The 19,427-nt window shown below is 61.2% G+C and carries 16 protein-coding genes; 2 read left to right on the top strand and 14 right to left on the bottom strand.

The window, feature by feature from the left end; translation table 11 throughout:
* The first annotated feature begins 9 nt into the window (after positions 1-9).
* Positions 10-873 carry an HlyD family secretion protein gene (locus tag LCH64_RS14710; protein ID WP_226500604.1) on the top strand — a complete coding sequence of 288 codons (864 nt, stop codon included), beginning with the start codon at positions 10-12 and terminating at the stop codon, positions 871-873.
* A gap of 146 nt (positions 874-1,019) precedes the next feature.
* Here the strand turns inward: LCH64_RS14710 and LCH64_RS14705 are convergent, their stop codons facing one another.
* Both LCH64_RS14705 and LCH64_RS14700 read right to left on the bottom strand, forming a co-directional pair.
* A complete protein-coding gene (locus LCH64_RS14705; protein ID WP_226500603.1) occupies positions 1,020-1,418 on the bottom strand; it encodes a DUF4440 domain-containing protein in 399 nt (132 codons plus the stop codon).
* Positions 1,415-2,785, bottom strand: coding sequence for an MFS transporter (locus LCH64_RS14700; RefSeq protein ID WP_226500602.1), 1,371 nt, complete (start codon positions 2,783-2,785; stop codon positions 1,415-1,417). Before LCH64_RS14700 ends, LCH64_RS14705 begins: the two co-directional genes overlap by 4 nt.
* Before the next feature lie 109 nt (positions 2,786-2,894).
* Here LCH64_RS14700 and LCH64_RS14695 point away from each other — a divergent pair, with 109 nt between their 5' ends.
* Entirely contained in the window at positions 2,895-3,803 is a 909-nt protein-coding gene (locus LCH64_RS14695) for a LysR family transcriptional regulator (protein ID WP_226500601.1), read from the top strand.
* Between the two features lie 62 nt (positions 3,804-3,865).
* Here LCH64_RS14695 and LCH64_RS14690 read toward each other — a convergent pair whose 3' ends face one another.
* From LCH64_RS14690 to algK, 12 genes are all read right to left on the bottom strand, one after another.
* The gene (locus tag LCH64_RS14690; RefSeq protein WP_226500600.1) at positions 3,866-5,179 is read right to left on the bottom strand and encodes a hypothetical protein; all 1,314 of its coding nucleotides are present in this window, start codon (positions 5,177-5,179) and stop codon (positions 3,866-3,868) included.
* A gap of 197 nt (positions 5,180-5,376) precedes the next feature.
* The gene (locus LCH64_RS14685) at positions 5,377-6,201 is read right to left on the bottom strand and encodes an SDR family oxidoreductase (RefSeq protein WP_226500599.1); all 825 of its coding nucleotides are present in this window, start codon (positions 6,199-6,201) and stop codon (positions 5,377-5,379) included.
* Positions 6,202-6,237: 36 nt separating this feature from the next.
* The gene (locus LCH64_RS14680; RefSeq protein ID WP_003221822.1) at positions 6,238-6,702 is read right to left on the bottom strand and encodes a hypothetical protein; all 465 of its coding nucleotides are present in this window, start codon (positions 6,700-6,702) and stop codon (positions 6,238-6,240) included.
* A gap of 262 nt (positions 6,703-6,964) precedes the next feature.
* Entirely contained in the window at positions 6,965-8,416 is a 1,452-nt protein-coding gene (locus tag LCH64_RS14675; protein ID WP_226500598.1) for a mannose-1-phosphate guanylyltransferase/mannose-6-phosphate isomerase, read from the bottom strand.
* A gap of 215 nt (positions 8,417-8,631) precedes the next feature.
* Complete coding sequence (locus tag LCH64_RS14670; RefSeq protein ID WP_003221835.1) at positions 8,632-9,288, bottom strand: alginate O-acetyltransferase AlgF; 657 nt, start codon at positions 9,286-9,288, stop codon at positions 8,632-8,634.
* A 14-nt stretch (positions 9,289-9,302) separates the two neighbouring features.
* Positions 9,303-10,475, bottom strand: coding sequence for an alginate O-acetyltransferase (locus LCH64_RS14665; RefSeq protein WP_226500597.1), 1,173 nt, complete (start codon positions 10,473-10,475; stop codon positions 9,303-9,305).
* 10 nt (positions 10,476-10,485) lie between these two features.
* On the bottom strand, positions 10,486-12,051 hold the full coding sequence (locus LCH64_RS14660; RefSeq protein ID WP_226500596.1) for an MBOAT family protein: 1,566 nt from the start codon (positions 12,049-12,051) through the stop codon (positions 10,486-10,488).
* A 194-nt stretch (positions 12,052-12,245) separates the two neighbouring features.
* Positions 12,246-13,370, bottom strand: a complete 1,125-nt coding sequence (locus LCH64_RS14655; RefSeq protein ID WP_226500595.1) for a mannuronate-specific alginate lyase — start codon at positions 13,368-13,370, stop codon at positions 12,246-12,248.
* Positions 13,371-13,378: 8 nt separating this feature from the next.
* Positions 13,379-14,830: an alginate O-acetyltransferase gene (locus tag LCH64_RS14650; RefSeq protein ID WP_003221844.1), complete on the bottom strand. Its 1,452-nt coding sequence runs from the start codon at positions 14,828-14,830 to the stop codon at positions 13,379-13,381.
* Positions 14,831-14,840: 10 nt separating this feature from the next.
* Positions 14,841-16,412 carry a mannuronan 5-epimerase AlgG gene (gene algG, locus LCH64_RS14645; RefSeq protein ID WP_103484933.1) on the bottom strand — a complete coding sequence of 524 codons (1,572 nt, stop codon included), beginning with the start codon at positions 16,410-16,412 and terminating at the stop codon, positions 14,841-14,843.
* Positions 16,413-16,438: 26 nt separating this feature from the next.
* A complete protein-coding gene (locus LCH64_RS14640; protein ID WP_003221858.1) occupies positions 16,439-17,920 on the bottom strand; it encodes an alginate export family protein in 1,482 nt (493 codons plus the stop codon).
* Complete coding sequence (gene algK / locus LCH64_RS14635) at positions 17,917-19,422, bottom strand: alginate biosynthesis TPR repeat lipoprotein AlgK (RefSeq protein WP_346269183.1); 1,506 nt, start codon at positions 19,420-19,422, stop codon at positions 17,917-17,919. The genes LCH64_RS14640 and algK overlap by 4 nt, the downstream gene beginning before the upstream one ends.
* Positions 19,423-19,427 lie beyond the last annotated feature (5 nt).

Below are 19,427 nucleotides of genomic sequence, written 5' to 3'. Positions count from 1 at the left end.
AACGTTCTGATGAAAAAGTTTTTCAGCCTGCTCGCGACCCTGCTGGTGCTGGCCCTGGCACTGTGGATCGGCCGGACCCTTTGGGAGCACTACATGAACACGCCGTGGACCCGCGACGGCCGGGTGCGGGCGGACATCATCAACGTCGCCGCCGACGTCACCGGGGAAGTGGTCGACGTACCGGTGCGCGACAACCAGTTGGTGAAGAAGGGTGACCTGCTGATGCAGATCGACCCCGAGCATTACCGTCTCGCGGTGAAGCAGGCGCAGTCGCTGGTGGCTTCGCGCAAGGCGACGTGGGAGATGCGCAAGGTCAACGCGCATCGCCGCGCCGACCTCGACAATCTGGTGATCTCCAAGGAAAACCGCGACGACGCGAGCAACATCGCCGACGCCGCGCTGGCCGATTATCAACACGCACAAGCGCAACTGGAAGCCGCCGAACTCAACCTCAAACGCACCGAAGTGCGTGCGGCGGTGGACGGCTACGTGACCAACCTCAACGTGCATCGCGGCGACTACGCGCGCATCGGCGAAGCGAAAATGGCCGTGGTCGACATGAACTCGTTCTGGGTCTACGGCTTCTTCGAAGAGACCAAATTGCCGCACGTGCGCGTAGGCGACAAAGCCGACATGCAACTGATGAGCGGTGAAGTGTTGAAGGGGCATGTGGAGAGTATTTCCCGCGGCATCTACGACCGCGACAACCCGGAAAGCCGCGAGCTGATCGCCGACGTGAACCCGACGTTCAACTGGGTACGACTGGCGCAGCGGGTGCCGGTGCGCATTCACATCGATGAAGTGCCGGAGGGTGTGTTGTTGGCGGCGGGGATTACCTGCACGGTGGTGGTGAAGCAGGACACAGGAGAGTAAACCTGTGGCGAGGGAGCTTGCTCCCGCTCGGCTGCGTAGCAGTCGTAAAAGCTGACAGCGCGGTGTGCCTGACAGGGTTGGGGGCAGGTATCGGGGCTGCTGCGCAGCCCAGCGGGAGCGAGCTCCCTCGCCACAAAAGGATCGCATCAGCCTTGGCAAAACGTCTCCTGCAAATGCCGCCACAGCACCCGCCCGGCCTCGGTCTTTTCCAACACCACCGTCGATCGGCGATCGGTGTGCAACCCGCTCGCATCGGTCTGCCGCTCGCGATAACTCAGCGTCGCGCCATGCGCATGCAGCGCAATCCCGCGCAGCTCACTGAGCTCGATTCTGAAGCCGGTCTTCTTCCCGCCCGCCGACTGAAACAATGCGCGCAAGGCCTCGATACCCAGCGCCCGGCCCAGCGGCGTGACCATGGAAAAATCCGCCGAGAACCGGCTCAGCAAACGCGCAAGTTCCGCCGAATCCTGCTCCACGGCAAACCAGCGTTCGATGACCAGGTGGGCCTGGATCACCTCATCAAAATATTCGTTGTAGTCAATCATGTGGATTTTTCCTGAAGGGGAGGTGAGCTCAGCAGGGCGAGCACTTTGCTTGCATCGAAACGCAGCACGGCAGCCATCGGTAACAGGGTGAGCAGCACGGCGGCGAGAAAGCAGTATTGGAATCCGTTGCCGCCCAAAGCGCCCAACAACGAACTGAGCAGCGCCGCGCCGAGGCAGAAACCGAGCTGGCGATTGATGTTCCACAGCGCACTGGAGTGGCCCATTTTTTCCGGCGCGATGCCGACAAACGCCAGGCTCTGCGCGGTCACGCTGCACAGGCTGCCGCCCAGACCCATCAAGGCATAGGCAATGATCAGCAGCGCGGCGGCGGGTTGTTCGATGCGCATCAGCAGGACAATCCCCAGGCACTGCAAAAGCATCCCGGCGATCAGCAACGGCTTGGGGCCGATGCGGTTGAAACTGCGTTTGCCGAGCATGATCGCCACACCCGAGGCGGCCGCCCAGGACAGCATCAGCGCACCGGTTTGCGCCGCGCCGAAACCGAGGTCGTGCAGGTACAACACGGCAATGATGTTGGTACCGGTAAACACCCCGGGCACGAACAGGTAAATCAGCATCGCCAGGCGCAGCGACGGGCTGTTGATCAGTTGCAGGTCGAGCACCGCGTCGGGTTTGTGCCAGCCATCACGCAGGTACAGCCATAAGGTCAGGACGCCGAGCAGCAGAACCCCGGCGGCGAGGTGACGGGTAGCGGCGGCGCTCGCCAGGCTCACGGCAATCAACAACAGACTCAGGGCTGATACGGCCAGCAGCAGACCGAGTAGATCCAGCGTGGGGCGTTCAAGGGTGGCCTGATCCGCTTTCAACCAGAGCAGACCCAATCCGAAGGCCAGCAGCGCCATGGGCATGTTCAGGTAGAAAATCCAGCGCCATGACAACGCCTCGACGATCAGGCCGCCCGCCGCCGGCGACAGGGCCGGCACCAGCAGCGCAACCATCAGCACCACGCCGGTGAGGTGCGCGCGTTGCGTCGCTGGATATTGCCGATACGCCAAGGCCTGACCGATTGGCAACAGCAAGCCGCCACCGAGTCCTTGCAGCAGGCGCCAGCCGATCAGGCTTTCAATCGACCCGGCCTGGGCCACCAGACCGGAGGCGATGCCGAACACCAGCAACGAGCCGAGGATCAGCCGCCGCTCGCCCAGCCGCGCTGCCAGCCACACGCTCAGTGGAATGATCAGTGTCAGCCCGAGCATGTAGGCGTTGGTGATCCACGTCAGTTGCGTCACGGATGCCTGTAATTCCCGGGCGATGTCCGGGTAGGCGATGCTCGCGGCGAACATGTTCAGCAGGTCGAGGGCAAACCCGAACAGATACACCAGCGCAACTTTCGAGCGATAGGCCATGGCAGCTTCCCTGTGATGAGACGTGCAGGGTAGGAGGCTTCAGGCGTTAGGAAAACGCTGGTTTACCTGCTAGTTTGTCAAAATAATTTTGACAAGGGGTGCGTGGGACATGGTCAGCCTGGACCGTTTTGACACTTTCAAAGCCGTGGTCGAGGCCGGCTCATTGACCGCGGCCGCCGATACTCTGGGCCAGACCCGGGCGGTGGTGAGCTTCAATCTCAAACGCCTGGAAGAAGAACTGGGTGTCACCTTGCTCACCCGCAACACCCGGCAACTGGCCCTGACCGATGCCGGCGAGCGCTTCTATCGGCGCTGCCTGCGCACCCTCGACGAAGCACGACTGGCGATCGAGGAAGCGCGCTCCGAGCATTCGCAACTCAAGGGCACGTTGCGCATCACCACCACCGTGGAATTCGCCCTGGCCCAGGTGGTGCCGGCGCTGGAGGTGTTCCGTCAGCAACAGCCGCAACTGAACATTCATCTGTCGACGTCCTCGACCCATGCCGATCTGATCTCTGAACGCTTTGACATGGCGATTCGTCTGGGGCGCATGCACGACTCCAATCTGCGCGCGGTGCAGTTGTCGACGTTCGAGGTGTTTGCGGTGGCGGCGCCACAGTTGGTCGAGCGCTTCGCGCCGGTTGCCACGCTGGCAACGCTGGAGTCGATGCCGACGCTGGGCCACGGCCGCGTTCCGGAAATGACCGTGACCGACCCGACCGGGACCGAGCATTTCTACCAGCCAAAACCGGGTACCACCGCCATCGTCGCCGACAATTCGGCGACGCTCAGGGCGTTTGCGCTGACCGGGCAAGGCGTGGCGATTTTGCCGCAATGGCTGATTCAGGAGGATCTGGAGGCCGGGCGACTGGTGCGGATGCTGGCCGATTACCGTTTTGCCCAGCAGGGGGTTTATGCGCTGTATCCGGATACCCGGCATTTGCCGCTGAAGGTGCGGGCGTTTATTGATTTCATGAAGGGCTGGGGGGGAAGGAGCAAACTATCCGCACCGACGTGAACCCGGCTTGATAATCGCGAGCACGCGCCCATCCCCGAAATGTCGAGGATGGGCATCGATGATCAACCGAAAAATCCCCAAAGATTGCCGTATGGGCCGCCGACTCCGGTGACGTTACCGGCAAATATGAATTTCTCATCGGCGCGTGGTTGCAGGAAAATCGACGCGGGCATGGCCGACGTGTCCCTGCTCAGAAAGCCATTTGTGCCAAATTCTTTGTCAAGGTCGCCAGTGCCAAGAAAACGAGCGATGTGGGTTTCCAGGTCACTGCCCGCTACGGTGATTCTGTTCTCGCTGTCGATGAAACCTGCGCACCAGTTGTCTCCTGTGTGCTTTTCAAGAAGGGTCAGTAACGGTTCGCCTCGGTTGAAATGAGGGTTTGGCTTGCCGTTTTCATCCATTTTGACCAGGAGCCCGTGCATGCTTTGCCCGGCTCGCCTTGAGTGACCCAGACCGAAAAAACCTCCTTCCGCTGTTTTCACCAGACCCTGCACGGTGCTGTCGCTGTGTGTGAGGTTCAGCAAGTGGACTCCGGGCGTGCTGGGGTTGCCGTAGCTTTTATCCATGCTGCCGTCAGGGTTGAGACGGGCAAAGTAACCCTGCGTTCTTTCTGCACGAGTGGCGCTGCCGGCGATCAGGATCTTCCCGGAGTCGAGCAGGTGCATTGCCGAAATCGATGTCGCGGAGACCGTAGCGTGAAGTTTGATGTCGAGGCGTCCATCGCTGGCGAAATCCTTGTCCGGTTGTCCCTTTTCAGTCACGCGATACAGCACGGCATGAGTTCTTTCCGGGGCGCCCATGACGTAATAGGTCGCACCGACGACGATCATGCCATCCGCTTGCACTGCCACATTGCCTGTGTCTGAGAGGCAATTCTCCGTCGGTAGATTTTGCAGGATCAGTTTGCCCTGGGTCGCAAAGTCCAGGTCCTGCACGCCATTTTCGTTGAAACGTCCCAACACCAGGTGCACGGGCGGAGACTCGGTGTCTTTATCCACAGTGGTTCCGCCCTGCATATAGATCCGTGACCCATGCATCGCCACTTTGCCGCCTAATGCGTCAAACTGCTTATAGAACTTGTTGAAGGTGAAGCCTTTGCTCGCGAAGGTCGGATCCAGCCTGCCATCTTCATTCAGACGTGCCAGCCCATAGTAGGACGAGGTGTAGAGTATGGAGTCGTCGGCCTCCTCGGCTTCCTCGGCCTCGTCGTCATGGGAGACAGTGATGCCGAGGAGGAGTTTTCCCGTGGGCAACCGGTAAAGGCCTTTGATTTGTCGATCATTCCCGTTTGCGTGCGGCAAAATCGCGAGGGTCACAACGCCCTTTTCACCAAAGCTCGGATCGATGTCGCCAGGTTTGCGCTCGAAAGTACTCATGATTTTCACCGATTGATGTACGGATGCTCGCGAGTGTGAGCGTCTTGCATCGAGTCTGCTCTGCTTGTGAAATCAGCGTCTACTGTCAGAGTTGACAGGTGGTGAAGGGCCGTGGGCGGGAGTAAGGTGAGTGCCCGAGGCGCACGTTGCTCAGGCTTTGTGTCTTCCCAGCGTGGAGCGTGACTGTCGAGGCTGAATCAGAGCTTCCCGCGCAACCCGAACCGCTTCTTCAACGTCGACTCCAGCAACCCCTTCGGCAACAACGTCGCCAGCAACGGCAACGCCCGACTGCCATTACCAATGCGGATCAAGCGTGGCGGTGTGTCCCGCTGCACAGCCTTGAGCAGTTCAGCCGCAAACTCGGTAGCCGGGGTCGGCTTGTCCTGCGAGGCCTTGGCCCGCGCGCGAATCCCCTCACGCAACGGAAACCACGGCGACTGCTCGTTGATCAACTGCTCGGCTTCGTGCCCGGCATTCTTGGCGAAGCTCGACTGAATTGCCCCCGGTTGCACTTCCATCACGCGAATGCCGAACGGCGCCAGTTCCATGCGCAAGGCATCGCTCAGAGCATGCACCGCCGCTTTCGACGCACAGTAGGCGCCGGCGAATGGCGTGACCAGAACGCCCGAAACACTGCCGATGTTCACTACCAGCCCCTTGGCCCGGCGCAGCACCGGGAACAGTGCGCGAGTGACGCCGACAATCGAGAACACGTTGGTCTCGAACTGGCGTTGCATGGCCGGCACGCCGCCATCGAGCAGCGGCCCCATGGCGCCATAACCGGCATTGTTGATCAGCACGTCGAGGCCACCGTGTTGCTGGTTGATGCGTTCCGCGAGTTGTTCCAGCGCCACGCTGTCATTGACGTCCAGCGGGATCGCGGTGAACCCGGCGGTGGTCAGCGCCGCGACGTCTTCAGTCTTGCGCGCAGTGGCCCAGACTTCGTAACCGGAGCCTTTGAAGGCGTCGGCGAGGGCGCGGCCAATGCCGCTGGAGCAACCGGTAATCAACGCAACGGGCATGGCGCATTCCTTGTGCAAAAAAGTGGAGGAGGGGGATCAGTCGGAGAAACTGCCTTGCAAGCGCTCGGCGCGAAACTCCAGGGTTTGCGGGCGATAACCGGGACGCAGCGGTGGCATCGGCAGGCAGTCTTCCCAGTCGCCGCCGGCCTGCAGTTCGCCGGGGCCGCGATAGCGCGGGGCGGTGTATTGGTTGTCGGCCAGATTGACCGTGTCACCGGGCGCGTAGGCTGCAATGCGCCAGCGCAGTTCGGTCAGCGGCACGTCGTTGCCGTTTTTCATTTTCAGTTGCAGCGGTCGATCCGCCGGGCACTGTTCGGGCGCATAGACAATGCGCATCTCCAGACGCGCCAGTTGCTTGAGTTCGCGGTTGTCCAGCCACACCACCCAGACCGCGACCAATCCCAGACCAACGGCAGCCGCGACGGACACCGGCACGGCCTTGGCCGGATAGCGCAACAACAGGATCAGCCAGGTGATGACCAGCAAAACGCCGATGAACATGTCGCACAACCTCGAGGAGAGAGAGGGCCATCCTACCTAAGCGTAGGTGAGGTTGGCGATGGGCATCGGGACTTGCGGTGTCTGACCGGGCCTCTTCGCGAGCAGGCTCGCTCCCACAGGAGACGCATTTCAAGTGTGGGAGCGGGCTTGCTCGCGAAGAGGCCAGTACCGACACCGCAGATCGCGGATAAAAAAGCCCCCGCCCAACCCACTGCGGATGGGGACGCAGCGGGCTGGACGGGGGCTTCTTATTGCGGGGTGATCACTGCGCGATGGTTTTCACCGACACGCCGCGTTCGATCGGGGTGGAACGACCGTAGATGTCCTCGAAACGCTCGATATCGTCTTCGCCGAGGTAGCTGCCCGATTGCACTTCGATGATTTCCAGCGGGATCTTGCCCGGGTTGCGCAGGCGGTGCACCGAGGCGATCGGGATGTAGGTCGACTGGTTTTCGCAGAGCAGGAACACGTTGTCATCGCAGGTCACTTCGGCGGTGCCGCTGACCACGATCCAGTGTTCGGCGCGGTGATGGTGCATCTGCAGCGACAGGCACGCGCCCGGTTTGACCGAGATGTGCTTGACCTGGAAACGCCCGCCCATGTCCACCGAGTCGTAGGAACCCCACGGACGATAGACCTCGCAGTGATTCTGGGTTTCGCTGCGGCCCTGCTCGTTGAGGGTGTTGACCATCTGCTTGACGCCCTGAACCTTGTCCTTGTGCGCGATCATCATCGCGTCCTTGGTCTCGACCACGACGATGTTTTCCAGGCCGATCACCGACACCAGTTTGCCGTTGCCGTGGATCATGCAGTTCTTGCTGTCCTGGATCACCACGTCGCCTTTGCTGACGTTGCCGTTGGCGTCTTTTTCGTTGACTTCCCACAGCGACGACCAGCAACCGACATCGCTCCAGCCGGCGCTCAGCGGCACCACGCAGGCGCGCTGGGTTTTTTCCATGACGGAGTAGTCGATGGAATTGTCCGGGCAGCAGGCGAAAGTGGCTTCGTCCAGGGTAACGGTGTCGGCGTCCTGCTGGCTGCGCTCGAGGGTCAGCAGGCAGGTGTCGTAGATGTCCGGATCGTGCTTTTTCAGCTCTTCGAGGAAGCGGCTGGCGCGGAACAGGAACATGCCGCTGTTCCAGTAGTAGCCGCCGGATTCGACGTATTCGGTGGCGCGTTTGACGTCGGGTTTTTCGACGAAGTGCGAGACGCGGCTGACGCCTTCCGGCAGCAGCGCGTCGCCGGTGGATTTGATGTAGCCGTAGCCGGTTTCCGGTTTGGTCGCCGGGACGCCGAACAGCACCATTTCGCCGTTTTCGGCGGCGACGGTGGCCAGGGCGAGCGCGCGTTGCAGGGCTTTCTGGTCTTCCAGCACGTGGTCGGCCGGCAGCACCAGCATCAGTTCGTCACGCCCTTCGTTGACCAGCATCATCGCGGTCAGCGCCACCGCCGGCGCGGTGTTGCGGCCGAACGGCTCCATCAGGATGCGCTGGCATTCGAGATTACGGTTGGCCAGCTGTTCGTTGACGATGAAGCGGTGATCCTTGTTGCAGACCACGATCGGTGTGTCCATGCCTTCGAACACCAGACGCTCCAGGGTTTGCTGGAACAGCGTGTGTTCACCGGTCAGGGCGAGGAATTGTTTAGGGAATTGCTTGCGCGAAAGCGGCCAAAGACGTGAACCGCTACCACCTGACAAGATCACCGGAATCATATTGTTTACTCCATAAAATCGATTGGTTAGAGGCACGAACGCTGTGTCGTTTCACTCTTGTTTTTGTCTCGTATCCGAACTGACAACCCGGTCGCAGGGTGGGAGGGGGCTTGCTCCCGAAGGCGGTGTATCAGTCGACATAGCTGTTGAATGTCAGACCGCTTTCGCGAGCAAGCTCGCTCCCACAGGGGATATGCGTCAGTCAGGAAAAATGATTAGCGGGTCGACACCGGGCGTTTCACCCAGACTGGCGACAGGCTGCTGCCGGAACCGGTGACGTACAGCACCGCTGCCTCACCGCGCTCCAGAGCGACCGGTTTCACGTCGCCGACTTTCTTGTCGCCTTCGTACAGCGCGAGGCTGACTTTCACCGGGTTGATTTCACGTTCGCCACGGCCCTTGGCGGCCACGTTCGGCACCACGTCGGTCTTGCCGTCGGCGGTCTTCAGGGTCAGCGGCTTGTCGCTGAGGTTCTGCACGCGCACCAGGGATTTCTGCTTGTTCTTGAACGGTGGTTCTTCGATCAGCTGTGGCGCGCCGGAAGCGTTGTTGACCAGGGTGTAGTAGTGGTCACCGGCAAGTTTCACCGGCAAGGTCTGGCTGCCGACCTTGGCGCTGTAATCGCCGCCCGGCATGAAGCTGAAGTCGCTGCTGGCCAGTGGCGCAACGTCGCTCAGATTGGTGCTGCCGACAGTGGCGCTGACTTCAGCGTTGCTGGCGTTATAGACACGCACAAAGGTCGAGCCTTTCGGTGCAGTCGGACCGTACAGCGCGGCGTCACCACCGGCGAAAGCCTGGACCGACAGCACGCTGAGACCGGCAACCAGTGCAATGCGTTTTGCGAGACGACGAGGAGTAGTAGTGAAAGTCATGGTGTACCTCTCTTTCAGTTTTGCGCCCGGTCGGGCGTCTCGGATTTAGTGTTGATGGCTACGTTTTGTTGGCGAGCACCGGCTTGTTTGAGCTCTGCGACCCACTGCGGGTCGGCGTCGCCGATTTCGTTGTTCACAGGCAGATATCGTTCAGGAAACTCCCAGATCAGCACCTGTGGCGGGCTGTTCTTGAAGTCATCGCTTTTCAGGTAGCTGAGCATCGGCAGGATCGGGCCGTGGCCGTCTTCGGCGTAGTTGACGACGTCGCTGTGCAGCGCTTGTTTCAGCGCACCGACGAAGTTCCAGTTGGGGTTGGCGCTGTAGCTGGTGCCGATCAGTGCGACCGGCACCTCGCTGCTGGCGAACAGCGCGTCGTCACCGGCAGGTTGCTCGGCGGCCACGGTGTTGCGCTTCTGCAGCGGCTCTTGCGCCGGCATCAGGTTTTCAAACAGCGGATCCAGCGGCAGGAACAGACGAAGGTCGCCCTTGTGCGTGACCTTCTCCGCTGGCGTGGTGACAAAGCGCTGCGGCTCGCCGCTGAGCGGGAACTTGGCGGCGATGGTTTTCGCCAGGGTGTTGGCGGCGATCTCGGCGCCTTCCGGGGTCCAGTGGGTGTCGGTGCGCAGGAACACTTGCTGACCGTTCTGCTTGGCCTGTTGCAGCGGGCCGAGCAAGTCCGGGGCGAGGATTTTGTCCGCCGCGACACGGGCGTGGAAGTCCTGATAGAGGTTGGCGTGGATGCTCGCCGGTTTCACTTCACCCAGGTGTTCCGGGTACAGGCGCACTTTGGCAGGGACGATGGCCATTACCAGTTTTACGCCTTTGGCCTTGAGGGTCTGGCGCACGCCTTCGACCAGCGCGTAGTTGCCTTGCAGGTTCAGCTCTTCGTTGACGATCGGGTTGAATTCCTCGTCGCTGTACAGCCACTGATCGCGACCGAGCACCACGCCCGGACGACCTTCGTTGAACAGTTTGAAATCCAGCGCCGCCCAGAGGTTGGTGCCCAGGCGCTTGATCGGAAACTGATCGTCGTAGTGGGTTTCCACGGCTTTGGTCCAGCGACCGTTGAGCACGGTCGCATCGGCGTTGGTGCTGAAGCCAAAGAAGCTGCGCACCGACCACAGACCGAGCACCAGCAGGGTCAGCAGAAACAGCGCGATGTAGAAGATGCGTAATGAGCGGGTCATGTCAGATCCCTCAGAACTGGAAGTAAAGGAACGGCGAGAAGCTTTGCGCCGAGAGTTTGAGAATCGAGGCGATGAACAGCAGCAGGATCAGCCCGCGCATCACGTAGCGTGACCAGTCCGCGCTCCAGTAGGCCGGTTGCACCTGGGCTTCGACGCCGACGGTGTAGCCAGGCTCATGGATGCTCGCCGGGTTTTCGCCAGGCGCGGCTTTGATCATGCCCGGGGTCGCGGTGGCAGGGCCGTTGGCCTCGACGTTGACTTCAGGTTTGCTCTTCACCGGAGGCTGGTTGGTGTACAGATCACGCAGACCGAAGAACGCCAGCGTTGCGTACGCCACCACCAGGGTTGCCACTTGCAGACCGGTGAGGCTGGCACGGTTGAGTTCCGACAGCGACCAGTCGCTGAAGCTGAACATCGCGCCGTACATGCGCCCGGCGACGTGCAGGTTTTCGGCGCGGAAGATCACCCAGCCCATCACCACCAGCAGGAAGGTCAACGCCCAGCGGATCGGGTTGAGGCTGCGCGGCGCGGTGTTGATGCCGAGCATTTTTTCGATCGCCAGCCACATGCCGTGCCAGGCGCCCCAGACGATGTAAGTGATGTTCGCGCCGTGCCACAGACCACCTAGGAGCATGGTCAGGAACAGGTTGCGATAGGTCATCAGCGTGCCTTTACGGTTACCGCCGAGGGTGATGTACAGGTAGTCACGCAGCCAGGTGGACAGGCTGATGTGCCAGCGCCGCCAGAACTCGGTGATCGACTGACTGATGTACGGCTGCTTGAAGTTTTCCATGAAACGGAAACCCATCATCAGGCCCAGACCGATGGCCATGTCGCTGTAACCGGAGAAGTCGAAATACAGCTGCGCGGTGTACGCCAGCGCGCCGAGCCAGGCATCACCGGTGGTCGGGTTTTGCAGGGCGAAGCAGTGGTCGGCGACCACCGCGAGGGTGTCAGCGATGAAGACCTTCTTGATGAAACCCTGCATGAACCGCGTGCAGCCCTCGGAGAACTTGTCGAGGGTGTGGGTGCGGTTGTTGAACTGGTCGGCGAGGTCGCGGAAACGCAGGACCGGGCCGGCAATCAGGTGCGGGAAGATCGCCACGAACGCCGCGAAGTCGATCAGGTTGCGCGTGGCCGGGGTGTCGCCGCGGTACACGTCGATGATGTAGCTGATCGACTCGAAGATGTAGAACGAGATGCCGATCGGCAGCAGCACGTGGGTCAGGATGAACGGCTCCAGACCGAACGAGCTCATGATCGCGTTGATACTGTCCACGCCGAAGTTGGCGTATTTGAAGTAGCCGAGGATGCACAGGTCGACTGCCACGCCGAGCAGCAGCCAGCGCTGTGCCGGTTTGGTACGCACGCCGGCAGCACCGACTTTCAGGCCGATCCAGTAGTTCCACAGGGTGACGCCGGCGAACAGCGCCAGGAAGTCCACCCGCCACCACGCGTAGAACACGTAGCTGGCGATCAGCAGCAACAGGTTGCGATAGCGTTGCCCGCTCAAGTAGTACAAGCCGAGAAAGATCGGCAAGAACAGAAACAGGAACACGTTGGATGAAAATACCATCCCGATCTCTCCATGTTTGAACCAACAGTCAAGGGCCAAAGCCCCCCCAAACCCCCCATGAAAATTCAGGGGGCGACATCACTTCACTGTGGGAGCGGGCTTGCTCGCGAAGGCGGTGTGTCAGTCGACATTATTTTTGAATGTCAGACCGCATTCGCGAGCAAGCCCGCTCCCACAGGGGATTGCATTCATTCTTACGAACCCTTGTTGCCCTTCTCATGCGACGGGTCGTAGACCTTGGTCAGGTCGCCGCCGAGGCGGAAGGTCTTGAACGGTTGCATGCCGTGCTTCTTCTCGATCACATCCGGCGGGCAGGTGTAGAGGGTGCAGAACGGTTCGAGCCAGGCGAATTTCATGTCCTCTTTCAGGTCGGTCATGTCCTGCTCTTTGCCGTTCTTCTTCTCGAATTGGTCAGGGTCTTTCACCCCGGCCAGCACCCGGTCACCCAGACGCTTCAGCGCGCTGTTGTTTTCCTGACGCAGGTCGACACCATTGACCTGAGCGAAGCTGGCGATCATCGCCAGTGGCGGCAGGGCGTAGTTGTGATAGGCGAGGGCGCGTTGCTGGCGCTTGAGTTCGTTGGGCAGGAAGCCGTCGGCGTCGACTTGATTGACCCCGACCTTGTATTCCTTCACCGCCCAGTCAAACAGGTCGCGACGGTTGGTGGCGATCGAAGTCGCCATCACCGACCACGCGGCCCAGTACGAGTGGTTGTTGGTTTTTTCCAGCGGCAGGTTGTCCCAATCGCTGACCACCTGATCGGCCATCTTGCTGAACCACGCCTCGATCAACTGCGCCTCTTGCTGATGTTCGGCCAGTGGATGCGAGTCGGAGAACTTCAGGCGAATGTACGAAGAGGCCATGCTGCCCAGCGCCCATTTGCGCATCGACTTGCCGGTGTGGTTGAAGTCTTTCGACATCAACGCATCGGCCTTGGCCCACGCAGTCAACCAGTTGAGGGTGCAGTCGAGCTGTTCCGGACGCCCGTCGCGCATGAACTGCATCACCCGTTTGGCGGTGCCGCGCTCCAGGGTGGTGATGTCCTTGGTGGTGTCGCGGAAGGCTTTTTCCGACTGCACGTTCAGCGTTGCGCGGGCCTTGTCCGAGCCTTCGTATTTGCTGCGAAATTGCAGCGGCCCGGTGTACGGCGTGGGCATCGCGTCGCAGCCTTCGCTCTTGTCGCCGCTCTTGAATTTATCCACAGGGGCAAAGTAGCCCTGCGGCGGACGCAGTGGCGCGGCGGCCTGAGTGGCCCCGGCGAACATCGCCAGGGTCAGCAGGGATGGTGCAAGCAAGTGTTTGATCGTTCGATTTCGCATAGCAGACCTCATTGCCCGACCTGAGCGGTTTGTGGCCCAGCGCCCGGGAATACGTTGCGTTTGCAGATTTTCGCTTCGACTTTTTGCGGCGCGGTGCCCGCTTCCGGGCCCTGGACTTCGACTGCCAGCAGATTTTGCGAGGCCCAGTCTTCGTCCGTGCGCAGCTCAAAGGCGAAACGACCGTCGGTGTCGGAGGTTTCCGGTTTCTCGATCTTGATGTCCTCGTGGCGACCGTTCATGTACCAGAGGGTGGCTTGCAGGGTTTTCACCGAGGTGTCGGCGAAGCGGATGTCGACCTGATGACTGCTGTTCTGCAGGTTCAGGTTTTTGCTGTTGACCAGCAGTTCCTGTTTGCCGCCGGGCTTGAGCGTGGTGCTGGCGGACATTTGCGTGTCTTTGCCTTCGCAGCCGTTATCGAGCAGCGACATCATCTGGCGGTAGATGGTCTCCTGGTCGAGGCGGTACAGCGGCGAGAATTCCCAGATCAGAATCTTCGGCGGGGTCTTCTGGAATTCGTCGCTACCGAGGTACTGCAGCATCGAACCTTCGAGACCGCCGCCGGGGAAGGCGACGTTGAGAATATCGGCGCCAATGGCCTCTTCGAGGAAGCCGGCGAAGTTGTAGTTCTTGCCGCTGTGCGAGGTGCCCACGAGAGTGATTTGCGGGTTGCCGGAATCACCGAACAGGTCGCCGTCACCGGCCTCGCCTTTCGGCTCGGTGGTGAACTGGTCCATGTACTGAATCGCGTAACTGGTGCCGCACAGTTGCCCGGCCATGTTGTGCAGGGTGCCGGTCTTGCCCATGCGCCCGGTGCGCTTGGTCTCGAATTCACGCTTGGGAATGTCGGCGAAGGCCGGGATCTGCTTGACCTTCTCGGCGACGATTTTCGCCGTGCGCTGAGCGCCGTACGGGGTCCAGTGCTGGTCGCCGCGGAAGTAGAAATCGTGGGCGGGCAGGGTGTCCGGCAGCGATTCGTTGGTCAGCGGCGACAGGTCTGGCACCACGTAACCCATCTGCGCGAAACGCCCGAGCATGGTCTTGTAGTTGCCCAGCGCTTTCTCGTAATCGAACGCGGCTTTTTCCTGCGGGTTGAGCTTGTTGCGGTTCACCAGGCCACGGGTCGGCTGATAGACGATCACCAGTTCGACGCCTTTGGCCTTGAACGCATCGTGCAGCTGTTGCAGGCGCTTGTAGCCGGCCGGGGTGGTGTTGAACTCGGTGCGCAAATCTTCCTGCGTACGGAACAACCAGTCGCCCTGCGCCTGCACCAGCGTGGTGAAGTTCTGCTGATAACGCGTGGTGTAGTTCTTCGCGTCATGCGCGGCCGGGCACAGGTTGCAGCACGGTTCGGCGGTGAACTTCGGTGCTGCGGTCTCGTCTGCACGAGCCGCATTGCTGGCCGCCAGAATGCCCACGGTCAGGGCCGACAGGCTGAGTAATTTGATCAAGTGTGGGTGCATAAAATTATCCTCAGTCCCGCATTTCGGTCTGGCGTTCGACAGGGTCGATCAGCACGGCTTTCTGCTGGCGCACCAGCAGGTCGAGAATTTCATCCTGGCGCTCGCCGAGGATGCCGTTGAAGCTGATGCCGCTGGATTTGGTCGGCGCCAGCATCGATACGCGATACAGCTCGACGCTCAACGGCGAGTCGATGGCCATCGGGCCGCTGCCGTTGGCCGCCAGTTCACCGCCGACCACGATCAGCGAGACTTGCGCGTCGAACGGGTCGAGCTTGATGTCACGGTCGGTGTCGGTCAGGTCCTTGATGTGGCCGTAGACGCCGGTCAGACCGTTGGCCATGGCGACGTTTTCGTAGAGGCGGATGTTCACGCTGTTACGAATGCGGATGCCGTGACGCTTGTTGCTGATGACCTTGTTGCCCCACAGCAGGTTGTCGGCGGACTCGTAAAGCGTGATGCCGTCCGTGTGGTTCTTGTAGATCTCGTTGTAGGCGATGATGTTGTTGACGCTGTTACGGTCGATCACCAGGCCCGAGAGGTGGTTGTCGTAGCTCTTGTTGTTGAAGATGAAGCTGTCGTTCACTTCACGGGAAATGATGATGCCGTGCTTCTTCTTCGTGCCGTGGACGGTGTTCTCGGCAATGATCAGGCCGTGGGAACGGTCGTGCGGGTCGATGCCGTAGACGATGTTGTCCTTGTAGGTGTTGCCCTTGACCACGAAGTCGCGGGTCTCGTAGCAGTAGAAGCCGTACCACATGTCGGAGAACTCGGAGCCGACGATCCAGCCGGTCGGCTCGGGACGCTTGAGCACCTTGGCCATGTTCGGCGTGTACTGGGAAATACTCACCCCGTACGACTTACTGTTGGCGTAGCCGAAACTGGCCATCTTGCTGTTGACGATATAGGTCTCGGTGCCGCCCCAGGCCAGCAGGAACGGACGGAATTCCTTCGGCGAACGGAAGGTCGCCGGGCCGTTGTCCTTCTCGCGCCAGCCGGTGACTTTGGTGTCACGCACGAACAGCTGACCGTCGTTGACCAGGAACGAACCGGCCTCCTGCGACAGGCGCAACTCCTGGGTCTGGCCGTCGATTTCGAGGATACCTTTGCGGCCGACCACGATCGGCAGCTTCGCCAGGTACACGCCCGGCGCGGTCTCGCTGAAATACTGCTTGGGCAGTTTCTGCGCCAGATCCTTGAGGTTCAGGTAACCGTCGTCGACGAAGATTGCCTGCGGGATACCGTGCTGACGCACCACCCACTCGGCCATCTTGTTGTCGCCGCCGATGAAGTCCTTCAGCGCGTCTTCCTGCATCATCCGGCGCACGCTGATCTTGCCCGGTTTGCTGCGATTGATCTTCGCGGCAGCCGCCTCGGCGGTGAAGCCGGACAGGTCGGGCAGTGTCGGCTTGGCCAGTTCCAGCGCCTCGGTCGGCGCGCTGCTGACGGTGTAGGTCTTGGCTTGTTGCAGCTCTTTGGTGGTGGTCACAGGCTTGGCCGGTTCCACCGTGGCGAACGCGCCAGCGGAGGCCAGCAGCATGGCGCCGGCCAACAGGCTGAGCGAGCCTTTCCTTGCATGGTGCATGTCGGGCACTCCCTTGGCGGTTTGCATCAGAAGCGCCAGATCACGTCGATGAACGCGCGGTGCATGTACGAATCGACCTGGCTGCCATAGGCATCACCGGGCTTGAACACGCCGCCACGGAAACGCACCAGCGCCGAAGGTTCGTCGATCGACTGGCTCAACGCCGCCGGCAACAGGCCCTGCTTGAAGTACTTGGTCACGACCAGGTCCATTTCCTGACCCAGGTCCTTGTTGCCATCCTGCAGCGGCAGCGAGGTGCTGGAGAGGATCGCGCCGGTGACGTCGTCGGTGTTGTTTTCCACGGCGTTGATGCCGTTGCTGCCCACCGGCTTGTTGCCGTCCACGCGCCAGAACTTGTGGTAGATCAGGCTGGCGTCGTACTGGTCGTTGAGCATCCACGAACCGAACAGGGTGGCGGTCTGCATGTTGTTCATTTCGCCACGGAACGCTTCGCCGAAACGGTGCACGCGCGAGCGGGTACCGGTGTAGTTGGAGCGGTTGCTTTCCAGACCGTTCTGTTGGTAATCGGCGCTGGCGCGGGCGTAGGCCGCACCGACCTGCCACTGCGGGTCGAGGCGCAGACGCACGCCAAGGTCGGTGGCCCAGCCGTTGATGTCATCACTGCGCTTGGCTTGCGCCGGACGGCTGCCATCGGCGTTCAGCGGGTTGACCGAATCGAGGTCGCCGCTCATGCCGGTGATGCTGCCCCAGTAGTTGACGGTGTTGGTGTTGCGCCAGTTGTAGGCGTCGCTGTCTGCGGTCAGGCCGAGCCAGCTGATGTCGCCGTTCTGGGTTTTGTCGAGGGTGTCGCGGGGTACGCCTGGTTCGGCGTAATCGAGCTTGCCGTCATCGTGGGTGTGGTGGCCGCGAATGCCGACCCAGTTGCCCGGGGTCCACTGGTAAGCGGCATCGGCGTAGGCGTGCAGGCGATCCTTGTCTTTTGGCGCCAGCTCTTTGAGGTCGGTGCGGTATTCGCTGAAGCGTTCGGCGACACCGACGTTGGCGCGCAACAGGGTGGTGTCGAAGGTCCAGTTCAGCGCTTCGATGTTGGTGTCACGCCATTGCCCGTCGTCATTGCGCAGGCGCTGGCGACCGAGCTTGAGCATTTCGCCGGGATACGGCGTCAGGCCGCTGTAGCCGACCCAGAATTCGCGCATCGCCAGGTAGTTCTTCTTGGTCTTGCGATCACTGTTATCAGTGGTTTCGGCACCGTCGGCTTGCTGCAGGGTGTCGGTTTCGATGATGTCGGTCGAGGTCACGGCCTGGCCCATGGCGTAGGCGCTCCACGCGCCGCTTTCGCCGTAGATCCATGGACGCAGGTCGAGGCCCACACCGTTGACGTCGCCACCGGGTGCGGTGCCGAGGTCGCGGTCGTCTTCGGACTGGCCGGTGATTTTCACTTCCAGGCCGAAGTTCTTGGTTTCAGTGATCGCGGCCAGTGTCGGGCAAGACCAGATCAGCGCAAACGTGAGGCCAATGCCGGCCTTCACAAAGGGATTCAACTTCATAGGGCTTCCTCGCCGTCTTCTTCTTGCAGGGCGTGCAGTTGCAGCGTGTTCTGGTTCAGGGCGCCACGGCTGGCCTGTTCCTGTTGCAGCAGGCGCTGGGCTTCGGCCAGACGCTCGGGCGGCAATTGCGCTGCGAGGGTGGTCGCCAGTTCATCGGCTTGCGGAGTGTTCTGCGCCTTGGCCAGTTGGCTGAAGACATAGGCGTTGAGCGGGTCGGGTTTGGTGCCCTTGCCTTGGGAAAACAGTTGGGCGATGGCGAAATCGGCGCTGTTCTGGCCGTTGCGCGCCGCGGTCAGCAGGTGGTCGAGAGCCTTCTGCGGGTAGACCTTGCCCAGGTAACCACGGCGATAGATCTGGCCGAGGTAGTAGTCGGCGGCGACTTCGCGGCCGACGGCTTTCTGGAAGTGTTCTTCGGCGACTTTGGCGTCGGCCGGCACCAGTTTGCCTTCGTAGTAGAGCTTGCCCAGCAACAGTTCGGCGCGCGGCTGGTCGGCGGCGCGGCCGTTGTCGAGGTACTGCATCATCTGATCGACATCGCCCAGTTCCGGGAAGTCGTACAGCAATTGCGCGAGGGTCACCCACGATGCCGGGTAGCCCGGGGCGATCGGTTCGAGCAGCGACTGCGCGGTCTTCTCGTCGGTCTTGCCGAGGGTCGCATCGGCCAGCACGCGGGCCACCGAATCGACGCGCTGCGCGCTGACGCTGCCACGGCGGTAACCGGCCTGCATCTGCTTGATCAGCTCGGCCTGTTGCTCAGGCTGGGCATGTTTCTGATAGACCGTGGCCAGTTCGACGTAGCAGATGTCGGTGGTGTTGAGCGCGGCTTTGCAGATCTTTTCCACGTCATCCAGATGCTGGTCGTAAGTGCCTTGAGTGCGATACAGCAGCACCTGCGCCAGACCCGCTTCCGGGTAACCGGATTTGCGCCACTGATCGATCTGTTGCTGCGCGTTGATATTCGGGAAGCTGTGCGGAAATTGCAGGTAGAGCATCGCCAGCGGGATCAACGTATTGCCTTCGCCATTGGCGCCTGCTTTTTTCAGCAGACTTTCGGCTTCGTGGTGCTCGGCTTCGGTCGAACCCGGTTTGGCTACCAGCAGGCGACCGAGACGGGCCTGGGCCCGTGGCGACACGTCGGCGGCGGCACGATAGGTCGCCTCGGCCTGCTTGATCTGCTCGGGGTCGCGGCTGTCGACCTGGATATCGGCGAGACCGACTTGCGCCTCGCTGTAGCCCAGATCTGCCAGTGCGCGGTAGTTCTGCGCGGCGGTGGCGGTGTCGCCACGCTTGAGCGCTTCGTTGGCCAGACGCTGGTCGGGCAGGCCGGCGCAACCGGCCAGACTGACGGCCAATGCAACTGCGCATAGTGGCCCCATGTGGGAGCGGGCTTGCTCGCGAAGGCGGTGTGTCAGCCCACACTGATTTTGAATGTTGAACCGCATTCGCGAGCAAGCCCGCTCCCACAAGGGCTGCGGCGTGTTCAAAAGAGTAGGAATCGTCACAGGCA

Source organism: Pseudomonas sp. MWU16-30322 (genome assembly GCF_020515535.1).
In the GTDB taxonomy this organism is placed as follows: domain Bacteria; phylum Pseudomonadota; class Gammaproteobacteria; order Pseudomonadales; family Pseudomonadaceae; genus Aquipseudomonas; species Aquipseudomonas fluorescens_H.
This window is presented reverse-complemented; position numbering and strand designations above follow the sequence as displayed.

Bases quoted from the DNA above. Each gene is read 5' to 3' on its own strand.
- LCH64_RS14710 (WP_226500604.1), top strand. From the start codon at position 10: ATGAAAAAGTTTTTCAGCCTGCTCGCGACCCTGCTGGTGCTGGCCCTG.
- LCH64_RS14705 (WP_226500603.1), bottom strand. From the start codon at position 1,418: ATGATTGACTACAACGAATATTTTGATGAGGTGATCCAGGCCCACCTG.
- LCH64_RS14700 (WP_226500602.1), bottom strand. From the start codon at position 2,785: ATGGCCTATCGCTCGAAAGTTGCGCTGGTGTATCTGTTCGGGTTTGCC.
- LCH64_RS14695 (WP_226500601.1), top strand. From the start codon at position 2,895: ATGGTCAGCCTGGACCGTTTTGACACTTTCAAAGCCGTGGTCGAGGCC.
- LCH64_RS14690 (WP_226500600.1), bottom strand. From the start codon at position 5,179: ATGAGTACTTTCGAGCGCAAACCTGGCGACATCGATCCGAGCTTTGGT.
- LCH64_RS14685 (WP_226500599.1), bottom strand. From the start codon at position 6,201: ATGCCCGTTGCGTTGATTACCGGTTGCTCCAGCGGCATTGGCCGCGCC.
- LCH64_RS14680 (WP_003221822.1), bottom strand. From the start codon at position 6,702: ATGTTCATCGGCGTTTTGCTGGTCATCACCTGGCTGATCCTGTTGTTG.
- LCH64_RS14675 (WP_226500598.1), bottom strand. From the start codon at position 8,416: ATGATTCCGGTGATCTTGTCAGGTGGTAGCGGTTCACGTCTTTGGCCG.
- LCH64_RS14670 (WP_003221835.1), bottom strand. From the start codon at position 9,288: ATGACTTTCACTACTACTCCTCGTCGTCTCGCAAAACGCATTGCACTG.
- LCH64_RS14665 (WP_226500597.1), bottom strand. From the start codon at position 10,475: ATGACCCGCTCATTACGCATCTTCTACATCGCGCTGTTTCTGCTGACC.
- LCH64_RS14660 (WP_226500596.1), bottom strand. From the start codon at position 12,051: ATGGTATTTTCATCCAACGTGTTCCTGTTTCTGTTCTTGCCGATCTTT.
- LCH64_RS14655 (WP_226500595.1), bottom strand. From the start codon at position 13,370: ATGCGAAATCGAACGATCAAACACTTGCTTGCACCATCCCTGCTGACC.
- LCH64_RS14650 (WP_003221844.1), bottom strand. From the start codon at position 14,830: ATGCACCCACACTTGATCAAATTACTCAGCCTGTCGGCCCTGACCGTG.
- algG (WP_103484933.1), bottom strand. From the start codon at position 16,412: ATGCACCATGCAAGGAAAGGCTCGCTCAGCCTGTTGGCCGGCGCCATG.
- LCH64_RS14640 (WP_003221858.1), bottom strand. From the start codon at position 17,920: ATGAAGTTGAATCCCTTTGTGAAGGCCGGCATTGGCCTCACGTTTGCG.